At 65.1% G+C, this 9,931-nt stretch carries 9 protein-coding genes and 1 tRNA gene; 4 read left to right on the top strand and 6 right to left on the bottom strand.

Annotated elements, in window-relative coordinates:
- Positions 1–534 precede the first annotated feature (534 nt).
- Positions 535–619 (bottom strand) — tRNA-Leu (locus AB0L63_RS06755).
- 156 nt (positions 620–775) lie between these two features.
- On the opposite strand from AB0L63_RS06755, the gene AB0L63_RS06750 reads away from it, so the two are divergent.
- Complete coding sequence (locus tag AB0L63_RS06750) at positions 776–1,132, top strand: helix-turn-helix domain-containing protein (RefSeq protein ID WP_364495589.1); 357 nt, start codon at positions 776–778, stop codon at positions 1,130–1,132.
- On the opposite strand, the gene AB0L63_RS06745 is transcribed toward AB0L63_RS06750, so the two are convergent.
- The gene (locus tag AB0L63_RS06745; protein ID WP_364495586.1) at positions 1,121–1,396 is read right to left on the bottom strand and encodes a hypothetical protein; all 276 of its coding nucleotides are present in this window, start codon (positions 1,394–1,396) and stop codon (positions 1,121–1,123) included. The two genes, AB0L63_RS06750 and AB0L63_RS06745, sit on opposite strands and share 12 nt — an antisense overlap.
- On the opposite strand from AB0L63_RS06745, the gene AB0L63_RS06740 reads away from it, so the two are divergent.
- Together AB0L63_RS06740 and AB0L63_RS06735 are read left to right on the top strand one after the other, a co-directional pair.
- Entirely contained in the window at positions 1,387–2,748 is a 1,362-nt protein-coding gene (locus AB0L63_RS06740; RefSeq protein WP_364495584.1) for a M20/M25/M40 family metallo-hydrolase, read from the top strand. The two genes, AB0L63_RS06745 and AB0L63_RS06740, sit on opposite strands and share 10 nt — an antisense overlap.
- An 18-nt stretch (positions 2,749–2,766) precedes the next feature.
- The gene (locus AB0L63_RS06735; protein ID WP_364495581.1) at positions 2,767–3,303 is read left to right on the top strand and encodes a YbhB/YbcL family Raf kinase inhibitor-like protein; all 537 of its coding nucleotides are present in this window, start codon (positions 2,767–2,769) and stop codon (positions 3,301–3,303) included.
- Positions 3,304–3,350: 47 nt separating this feature from the next.
- Here the strand turns inward: AB0L63_RS06735 and AB0L63_RS06730 are convergent, their stop codons facing one another.
- The 3 genes from AB0L63_RS06730 to AB0L63_RS06720 all read right to left on the bottom strand — a co-directional run bounded on the left by AB0L63_RS06730 (position 3,351) and on the right by AB0L63_RS06720 (position 7,706).
- On the bottom strand, positions 3,351–5,183 hold the full coding sequence (locus tag AB0L63_RS06730; RefSeq protein ID WP_364495579.1) for a long-chain fatty acid--CoA ligase: 1,833 nt from the start codon (positions 5,181–5,183) through the stop codon (positions 3,351–3,353).
- Between the two features lie 182 nt (positions 5,184–5,365).
- The gene (locus AB0L63_RS06725) at positions 5,366–6,082 is read right to left on the bottom strand and encodes a GTP cyclohydrolase II (protein ID WP_364495576.1); all 717 of its coding nucleotides are present in this window, start codon (positions 6,080–6,082) and stop codon (positions 5,366–5,368) included.
- A 130-nt stretch (positions 6,083–6,212) separates the two neighbouring features.
- On the bottom strand, positions 6,213–7,706 hold the full coding sequence (locus AB0L63_RS06720; protein ID WP_364495573.1) for a PfkB family carbohydrate kinase: 1,494 nt from the start codon (positions 7,704–7,706) through the stop codon (positions 6,213–6,215).
- Positions 7,707–8,198: 492 nt separating this feature from the next.
- Here AB0L63_RS06720 and AB0L63_RS06715 point away from each other — a divergent pair, with 492 nt between their 5' ends.
- A complete protein-coding gene (locus AB0L63_RS06715) occupies positions 8,199–8,606 on the top strand; it encodes a hypothetical protein (protein WP_364495570.1) in 408 nt (135 codons plus the stop codon).
- Between the two features lie 244 nt (positions 8,607–8,850).
- Here the strand turns inward: AB0L63_RS06715 and AB0L63_RS06710 are convergent, their stop codons facing one another.
- Entirely contained in the window at positions 8,851–9,927 is a 1,077-nt protein-coding gene (locus AB0L63_RS06710) for a quinone-dependent dihydroorotate dehydrogenase (RefSeq protein ID WP_364495567.1), read from the bottom strand.
- Positions 9,928–9,931 lie beyond the last annotated feature (4 nt).

Raw genomic sequence — 9,931 nt, 5'->3', positions numbered from 1 at the left:
TGCGGTAGCCGCGGAGCATGACCCACTCGTCCGGTAGCAGGCCAGCAAGGCTCCAGGTGAGCAAATCCTCGCCGTATACCCCGGCGCCTTGCTGCCGGACTCGGTTATATGCCCGATGCACCTCGTACTCGGCCGATCCCACCTGTCGGGACACGTCACCGCCCGCGCTTGGGCAGCCTGTTCGTCGGCGGTGGGCACAGACAGCAAACGCTTCCACAGCGGCTTCGTCCGACGAGTATCCTCCAACTCACCGGATGCCTGAGCGTAATAGCCTTAAGCCACCTTCTAATTGGCGTGGCGAGCGGGGCAGCATCCAAAGATAGGGCCTTGACGATATCGGTAGGCTGGCACGACATTCGTGATCTGATGGTCTACGACCCATCGGGTCGACTGCCGGTTCTCAGGATTCTCTCAGCTGAACCCGTATTGAACCCCTACAGGCCACCACCTGCGGTTTTGCGATGATTCTTCTCGAAACCACACCCATCTTCCTGCATAACCGCAGGTAGAGCGGGTGACGTGTCGTACTGGTTGTGTCCGGAGGGGGACTTGAACCCCCACGCCCGATAAAGGGCACTAGCACCTCAAGCTAGCGCGTCTGCCATTCCGCCACCCGGACCGGTGTGCTCAGCAAGGCTATCGGATGTGGCGGCGTTGACCAAATCGCCGGTTTAGCTGCTGATTCTCGGTGTCGTGCGCTCGCCTTGCCTGGAATGTGGGCGAGTACCTACTATTCGAGACAGTACTTACCAATCCTTCTGCGGAACAGGTAGCGATGGGCGGCAAGAGATCCGGACCGTACTTCTGCGGCATCGACGCGGCAATGGATGTGGTGGGCGGCAAATGGAAGGCCCTCATCCTGTGGGAGTTGGCGAATCACGGCGTGCGCCGCTTCGGCGAACTGCGTCGCGGCCTGCCGGGCGTATCGGAGAAGATGCTGATCCAGCAGCTGCGGGAGCTGGAGGAGGACGGCATCGTGGATCGCGAGATCTACCGAGAGGTGCCGCCTAAGGTCGAGTACCGGCTGACCGAATTGGGCAGCGCCCTCAATGCGGCGCTGGAACCGCTGGGCGCATGGGGCCGCAATCGCATGGACCGGATCGGTGCCGGGCGAGTCCATTCACCCACATGAGGGCGCATCCGAGGGCAGCGTCCGATCGGGCCGCAGCGGCCGGGCAAGCCAATTGTGAGCATGTGGGCGTTGTGCCTGGGTGCCATAGGCCACGAACAGCACGTGTTCATCCCAGGCCCGGTCATCATCCGCGATTGCGATCAGCGTGAACCGACCCGACCTGCGCGCGATTACGCACCTCGCGACGGCCTCGGGTGCCGCGCGGGACAGCTGTGGCGCCGTCCGGGCGGGTGTCAGGTGGTAGGAAAGGGTACGTGTCTGCATCTGGCGAAGTATCCGGTCCGAACACCACATCTCGAGCCGTGTCCGAGGTGGTCGAATTGGTCAGTACGCTGATCCGGTTCGACACCTCCAACACCGGGGATCTGGCCACCACCAAGGGCGAGCGCGAATGTGCGCAGTGGGTGGCCGACCAGCTGCATCGGGCGGGATACACGACCGAGTACGTGGAGTCGGGTGCCCCGGGGCGTGGGAATGTGTTCGCACGGCTGAAGGGGGCCGACTCCAGCCGCGGCGCGTTGCTGATCCACGGACATCTGGATGTGGTGCCGGCCGAGGCCGCAGACTGGAGTGTGCATCCGTTCTCCGGGGCGGTGCGTGAGGGCTATGTGTGGGGGCGTGGCGCGATCGATATGAAGGATATGGTCGGCATGATGCTGGCCGTCGCGCGCCAGTTCAAGATCGAGGGGACGGTGCCGCCGCGGGATATCGTCTTCGCCTTCCTCGCCGATGAGGAGAACGGCGGCAAGTGGGGTTCGCAGTGGCTGGTGCAGAATCGGCCCGATCTGTTCGAGGGGGTCACCGAGGCGGTGGGGGAGGTCGGCGGCTTCTCGCTGACCGTGCCGCGCCCGGATGGCACCGACCGCCGGTTGTATCTGGTGGAGACGGCTGAGAAGGGGCTCGGCTGGATGCGGTTGCGCGCCAAGGCCCGTGCCGGTCACGGCTCGTTCCTGCACGAGGACAATGCCGTCACAATTCTGGCCGCGGCGGTGGCGCGCCTCGGTAAACACACCTTCCCCCTGGTGCTTTCGGATTCGGTCGCGGAATTCCTGGCCGCGGTCGCCGAGGAGACCGGCCTGGAGTTCGATCCGTCGAGTCCCGATATCGAGGGTCAGCTCGCGAAGTTGGGCACCATCTCCCGCATTATCGGCGCGACCCTGCGCGATACCGCGAATCCGACCATGCTGCAGGCGGGCTACAAGGCGAATGTGATCCCGCAAACCGCCGAAGCGGTCGTCGACTGCCGCGTGGTGCCTGGGCGACAGGCCGCGTTCGAGCGTGAGGTGGACGAGCTGATCGGCCCGGATGTCGAACGCGAGTGGATCACCAAACTCGATTCCTACGAAACGACATTCGACGGACATCTCGTCGACGCGATGAACGACGCGATTCTCGCGCACGACCCGCAGGGCCGCACGGTGCCCTATATGCTTTCCGGCGGTACCGACGCGAAGGCCTTCGCCCGCTTGGGTATTCGCTGCTTCGGTTTCGCACCGCTGCAGCTGCCACCGGAATTGGACTTCACGGCACTGTTCCACGGTGTCGACGAGCGGGTTCCAGTACAGGCACTCGAATTCGGCACCCGGGTGCTGGAACACTTCCTGTTGCACAGCTGACGATCGAAAGGACCCACCGTGCCCGACTACTCCTACAATCCGTACGACGCGCTGCCTCAGGTGCCTAGCTTCACGGTGACGTCGGAGGATGTCGCCGATGGTCAGAGCTTCGGCAACGACCAGGTCAGCGGCGTCTTCGGCGCGGGCGGCAAGGATATCTCGCCGCAGCTTTCCTGGTCCGGATTCCCTGCGGGGACAAAGAGTTTCGCGGTTACCGTCTACGATCCGGACGCGCCGACCGCGGCCGGTTTCTGGCATTGGGCGGTGGCCGATATTCCGGTGAGCACCACCTCGCTGCCGCGCGGAGCGGGTAGTGCGGGCGGCGTACTGCCCGAGGGGACGGTCACGTTGCGCAACGACGGCGCGTTCCCGGGATATGTCGGTGCGGCGCCGCCGGCCGGACACGGATACCACCGCTACTTCATCGTCGTGCACGCGGTGGATGTGGAGCGGTTGGAGATCGACGAGAACGGCACGCCCGCCTTTCTCGGCTTCAACCTGTTCTCGCACAGTCTCGCCCGCGCCACCATTGTCGCCAGGTATGAGGTCGCATAGCCACAAAACGACAGTGGCCCTGAGCTTTTGCTCAGGGCCACCGTTCGTTACGAGAGGTTCACCACCGATTCTGGCAGCGGCGTGGTGTACAGCGACACGATCTCCTCGGCGTACTTCACCGCGATCGGGTTGCGCTTGAGCTTCATGGTCGGGGTCAGCTCGTCACCGCCCGGCTCCCACGGGTTGCCGAGCACGGTGAACCGCTTGATCTGCTCGACCCGCGACAGTTTGCGGTTGCCCGCGACGACCGCGGCCAGCACCTCGTCGAGAATCTCCTTGCGGGTGGCCAGCGCGGCCAGATCGTCTGCGGGCGTATCGATTTCCTTGGCCCGGATGGCGGCGGTGTCCGGATCGAGCACGATCAGCGCGGAGATGTACGGTTTGGCCTCACCGATCGCCACCACCTGGCCGATCAGCGAGGAGGCCGCCTTGACCGCGTTCTCGATATTGGTCGGGGAGATGTTCTTACCCGACTCGTTGATGATCAGTTCCTTCTTGCGGTCCACGATGCGCACATAGCCGTCGGCATCGATGGTGGCGACGTCGCCGGTGGCCAGCCAGCCTTCGGCATCGAGCGCTTCCTTGCTCTTATCGGGCTGTTTGCGGTAGCCCGGCGTGACGATCGCGCCGCGCACCAGCAGTTCGCCGTCCTCGCCGAGCCGCAGCTCGAGGCCCTCGACCGCCCGGCCGACCGAACCCGGGCGGGGCTTGGCCAGTTCGGTGTAGGTGGCCACACCGGTGGTCTCCGACATGCCCCACACCTCGGAGACGGTGAGTCCGAGACCGAGGAAGTATTCGAGGGTTTCGGCCGGAATCGCAGCGGCGCCGGAAGCCGCGACCTTCAGGTTGTCCAGCCCAAGCGCGGCCCGCAGCTTCGACAGCACCAGCGCGTCGGCGACCTTGTACTGCGCGGCGAGCACTGGGCTGCGGCCGTTGCCTGCCAGATCAGCGCGCGCGGCTGCGACGCCGGTGTTGATGGCCCAGTTCGCCAGCGCCTTCTTCACCGGGCTGGCTTCGGTGGCGAGCTTGCCGTCGATACCGGCCTTGATCTTCTGCCACACCCGCGGCACGCCGAAGAAGGTGGTGGGGCGCGCGTCGGGCAGCGCGGCGGCGATCTCACGCGGATCCGGCACGCAGGTGATCAGGATGCCGGTGAGCAGGCTGATGGCATGTCCGGAGATGCGGTCGGCGACGTGCGCTGCGGGCAGGTAGGAGATGGCGCGGTCGTCGAAGCCGACCTGCAGCGGGCCGTTGACCAGCGCGATGATCTGGGCCAGCACATTGCGGTGGGTGATCTCCACGCCCTTGGACGGACCGGTGGTGCCCGAGGTGTAGATCAGCGTGGCGAGATCATCGGGGGTGATGGCCTGCCAGGCGGCGTCGAAATCGAAGTCGGCGGCCGGATTCGCCTCGAGGTCGGCCAGGCTTACCGTATCGGCGGCTGGGCCGTCGACCACCACAATGTGCTCGAGTTCGACGCCCGCTGCCTTGATCACGTCGAGGAAGGCGCGTTCGGTGATCACCACCTTGTTCTCTGCATTGGTGAACAGATGCGTGATCTGCTCGGGGGAGCTGGTGTTGTAGATCGAGAACGGGGTGGCGCCCAGATGCAGTGCGGCCGTATCGATCAGATTGAACTCGGGCCGATTGGTGAGCATGATGCCGACGGTGTCGCCGTGGCCGACTCCGAGTCCGGCGAGTCCGGCCGCGAGCATGCGGACCCGCTCGCGGTATTCGCGCCAGCTGATCTCCGTGGTGCCGCCGACCGTCCGCAATGCGATCTGATCCGGCCGTAACTTCACGGTTTCCTGGAATGCTTCCGGCACGGTGTACACCGTCTTGCCGGACTCGTGCGCGAAACCGATTTCTGTTGTCGTCATCTTCCCGTTTCCCGATATCTCTGGCGTGCACCGCGCCCGGCGCGACCGCATGGATTGCACGCGGTTCGAGACCCGCTGCCTTTGATATAAAGCAGGCGACTCTATCTCATCGTGTCACACGATGGGGTAGCACCATGTGGCGCGGCTCACTCACTGTAGCCAGATCCGGGTAATTATGTCCGTTACTTGGACGCGAGGAGTGCACGGCGACGGCGGGCCTGACCGCGCATCGTCCAGAACCGCCAGATGCGGCTCTTACGTTTGAATACCGGCTGCAGCTCGGGCGCCCATGGCACATCGCTCACCGGAATCATGTGACCGCGGCGTCGCCGTTTGGACTCGAGATACGCGGTGGCCCGGGTGCTGAGCATCGGGATGAGCAGCGGCACCGCGGTGACTGTCAGACCGACCGATCCCAGTTCGGCGACCTTCTCCGGATTGTTGGTGAGCAACTGGATCCTGGTCAGTCCGAGTTCCTGCAGACTCTTCGCCGCATGCAGGTAATGGCGGCTATCCGCCGGAAATCCCAGCCGCTCATAGCTGGTGAACGTGTCGGCGCCCGAGCGTTGACTCTCCCGGTAGCCGAGCGCCTTAGCGACGAGCCCGACGCCGCGACCCTCCTGCTCCAGATAGACGAGGACGCCACCGCCCGCCTCCCAGAACAGATCGAGGGCCTTGTCGAGTTCGGGCCCGCAGTCGCAGTCATCGGAGCCGAGCGCCTCACCGTATAGACACCGCGAGTGCACTCGCACCAGACAGTTGTCGGCAATATCGCCGAAGACGAGCACATGCCCGCACTCGGCGCCGCCGACCACCTCGATCACACGAACCTGCAGATCCTGCCCCTTGCGGGTGAGCCGATGGGCGGTCTCACCGCGCGTCGGCACAGCTGTGGCCAATGCTCCTCCGAAGACGACGGGATAGTGGTATTGCCGACGTTCGCGGCATGAGAATACCCGGGCTGCCCCGCGAATAACGCACACTCGAAGCGATCGCTGATGTCGGCGGGAGACCGCGCCGCCGAGGCTGTCAACCACCCGCCGGCCGCTCCCCGGCGAGCTGGATGATGCGATCGACATCCCGAACCGATGGCATCGCGTTTGGGATGTCGCCGAACGACTGGGTCGCGACCATGGCCGCGGTCGCCCACCGGAATGCCGGTTCATCGGCCGGTCGACGCGCGGTGACGAGCCGATACACCAGCGCCGCCGAAAACGCCGCGGCAGCGCCCGGCGAATCCTCCAGCGCGACCGGGAAATCCGAAATATCGGCATTGACATCCGCGGATCGAACGGTGCACCGGAACCCGTCGGTCAGACAGACCGCTCGCACCCCGAGACCGAGCAGCCGCTGGGCATCGTCGGGTCCCGAGGCGGAGTCGACAGGCAGCATCTTGTGCAATTCCCACGGCGTACCGACGAGATAGTCGACGGCATCGAGATATTCATACAGGTATTGCGGTGATTCGACCGGTGGCGACGGATGCACCACCAGGGCAGGCGGGTGTGCCATGCCGCGGACCGCGGCCAGTACGCGCCGGATCGCGTCGGTGGGCTGTTCGAAGGTCAGCAGGACCGCGTCGGAGGATTCGAGCACGTCGCGGAGTCTCGGGTCCCGCATGTCATGTGCGCCTTGCCGGAGCTGGTCGTCCTCGCAACCGATTTTGCTGGAGGCACCGGTACTGGTGATCATGACCGCCGTCACGTTGGTTTGCGCCCCGGGTACCACCGTGACCAGATCCGTATCAATATTTTCGGCGGCCAGGTAGTTGAGGATGTGTCGGCCCGCGTCATCGTCACCGACGGCCGAGACCAAGCGCACGCGCAGTCCGAGGCGAGCGGCGGCGACCGCGCGGTTCAGCCCTTTACCGCCGGCGTGCACCTCGAAATTGCCGGGCGTGGATTTACCCGCCGACGGGATGTTGTGGATGCGGTAGATGTGGTCGATCACCGCGGATCCGATGACCGTGACCTGGTGCGATGGCGAGTTGGGCAGTGCGATAAGGACTTTCGGCTCGGGCCTGAATCGGTAGTTCGACAGCGAGTACGTCGATGCGGCGGCGAGTCGACTGGCCAGCGCGGTGAAAGCACGGCGCTCAGGTGTTGCCCGCAGCGACCGCACCGACGGCGCGTCGGGGATGGATTCGGCTCCGATCGCCTCATGCAACGACCGCCACTGCGCGGTCAGGTATTCGCGTCGCTCACCGAGGTCCGCAGCATACAGACGGGCGAGATCAATTCCGGCCGGGTGCTTTTCACGGAGCAGCCCGAGTGACAGTTCCGCGTCGGCTATCAACCGGTTGGTGGGATCCAACTGCCGCGCCAGCTCGGTGACAACCGGCAGCACCGCTTCCTGCGGCGATTTACCATCCTGCTGCGCGCGCTCCTGTATGACCGGTAGATCCAACAGCGGGGCGACGTCGATCTCTGTGGTGCGCAACCGATCCGCACTCAAGCCCGAGCGTTTGCAGAGCCTGGTGAGGATGTTGCGGATGGCAACCGTGCGTGAGTCCTGCTGGACCATAGGTGAGTCTTTCCTCCCTGTCGCTGCCATCGTTCCCGGTGCCGCTCTCACGATATGCCCAATCGTCCGGGGTTTAGCCGCCGAGTGAACCGGCAATCACCAACTTACAATGGCAATTGACCGTAGCAAACGGCAAATGCCACATTGAGTTACGGCGACCAAGCGTCGTCCGCCAGATGACTCGGGAGGGCCTGGTGATGAAAGCGATTCTGCTGATACGGCACACACGGCGGCGCGGGGAGCCAAGGGCCGGCGGCACCGAAACCGAACTCGATCCGAACCACCGCCTACGTGAACGAATCGAGTTCGCCGGGACGACATTACGGCTGCTCACGCGGGAACAGGCTTTGGCGGGGATGGATCTCGCCGAGATCTGCAACACCCAGGATTTCCGGCACGACTCGACGGCTCGAGCACGGGCCTTCTATTGCGCCGGTCAGATCGGAATACCCTCGAGCTCATCGGGCTCGAATTGCTCCACCGGAGGCACCCATGACCGTCGACACCACCGACTGGACCATGATCAGCGACATCACCCCCGAGTCGGCATACCGCGAGACCGGGTCGGGGGCCGCGGTCTGGCGACTGAGCTGGCTGCCGGATCAGCTGCTGACCCGCGAACAGGCGCTCGCTGGCATGGAACTCGACGAGATCCTCAGTGATCCGAACATCGTGCACGATCAGCATGCCCACGCAGACGCGGCCATTCTCGCCGGGCGGGTCGGCATCATCTGGGAGCAGGCGGTGATCCTGCTGTCCAAGCGGATCCTGGCCCGACTGCGCCAGCGTCCCCATGGGATTCCGGACGATCCGGTGCAGGACGGTACGGCCGCGGGACGCTCGTTCTCCGATCACCGGATGTCGTTGCATGCCGGCCGAACACCGTGGGTGTTCCGATAACGTGCGGCACCGCGACGCATCCGCTGCCGGGAGGGACTCGGCCGATGACGTCCGTGCGGTCGATGTGATCAATGACCGCGTCGCCGGTGCCGGTGACCATGCCGCGCGATTGCCACGGTTCGGCATCGGTGACTATGCGCCCCCTCTGATGCTTTCGACTTGCCGCACACCAGCTCAGGCCGCACACATGCGAAATGGCATGTCCCGCAACACTGCATCAGCCGCACGAAACGACCGGTCGGGATCAGCTATGCGCCACGTGTTCCGCGCCGATCGCTTCGGCGATCGAGTGGTAGCCGCCGTCGCGCAGGCGCTGGGCGATGCCGCGGTGGATGTGGCGCATCCAGAACGGTCCGCCGTAGATGAAACCGGTGTAACCCTGCAGCAGGCTGGCGCCGGCGAGGATGCGCTCCCATGCCTGGTCGGCGGTTTCGATGCCACCGACCGAGATCAGCACCAGATGGTCGCCGACGCGGCGGTAGAGGCGGCGCAGCACTTCCAGAGACCGTTCGGCGACCGGGGGCCCGGACAGCCCGCCCGCGCCCATGGCCTCGACCTCGGCGGCGGCGGTGCGCAGGCCGTCACGGCGGATGGTGGTGTTGGTGGCGACGATCCCGGCCAGGCCGAGTTCGACCGCGAGGTCGGCAACGGCGTCGACATCGTCGTCGGACAGGTCGGGCGCGATTTTCACCAGCACCGGGACCTCGACACTGTCGAGGACGGCCTCCAGGACCGGGCGCAGCGATTCGACGGCCTGCAGATCCCGCAGGCCGGGGGTATTGGGGGAGCTGACATTGACGACGACGAAATCGGCCAACGACCCGAGCAGGGATGCGCTCACCGCGTAGTCGGCTGCTGCGTCGGCGGGTTCGATGATTTTCGTCTTGCCGATGTTCGCGCCGATCGGGATTCCAGCACGCCGGTTGCGCAGATGCAGGGCCGCGGCGGCGGCGCCGTGATTGTTGAAGCCCATCCGGTTGATCAGGCCGTGGTCGGCGGGCAGCCGGAACAGCCGGGGCGCGGGATTGCCCGGCTGCGCCTGTGCGGTGACGGTGCCGATTTCGGCGAATCCGAATCCCATTGGCGCCCAGGCGTTCACACCGTCGGCATTCTTGTCGAATCCGGCGGCCAGCCCGAGCGGGGCGGGGAAGTCGACGCCGAAGACCTCGTTGCGCAGGATCGGATCGTCAGTGGTGAGCACCCTGGTCATTGCCCAACGCGACGGCGCGAACCGAGCGGCCAGCCGCATGGCCGTGAACGCCAGATGATGGATGCGTTCCGTCGGCAGCAGGAACATCAGGCGCAGCAGCAGTGAATACATGGCC

Source organism: Nocardia sp. NPDC051990 (assembly GCF_040680755.1).
Classification (GTDB): domain Bacteria; phylum Actinomycetota; class Actinomycetes; order Mycobacteriales; family Mycobacteriaceae; genus Nocardia.
Note: the sequence above shows the minus strand (reverse complement) of the source record. Positions and strands in the feature narration are given on the sequence as shown.

Excerpts from the sequence above, each read along its gene's own strand:
- AB0L63_RS06750 (WP_364495589.1), top strand. The coding sequence starts at position 776 with ATGGGCGGCAAGAGATCCGGACCGTACTTCTGCGGCATCGACGCGGCA.
- AB0L63_RS06745 (WP_364495586.1), bottom strand. The coding sequence starts at position 1,396 with ATGCAGACACGTACCCTTTCCTACCACCTGACACCCGCCCGGACGGCG.
- AB0L63_RS06730 (WP_364495579.1), bottom strand. The coding sequence starts at position 5,183 with ATGACGACAACAGAAATCGGTTTCGCGCACGAGTCCGGCAAGACGGTG.
- AB0L63_RS06720 (WP_364495573.1), bottom strand. The coding sequence starts at position 7,706 with ATGGTCCAGCAGGACTCACGCACGGTTGCCATCCGCAACATCCTCACC.
- AB0L63_RS06715 (WP_364495570.1), top strand. The coding sequence starts at position 8,199 with ATGACCGTCGACACCACCGACTGGACCATGATCAGCGACATCACCCCC.
- AB0L63_RS06710 (WP_364495567.1), bottom strand. The coding sequence starts at position 9,927 with ATGTATTCACTGCTGCTGCGCCTGATGTTCCTGCTGCCGACGGAACGC.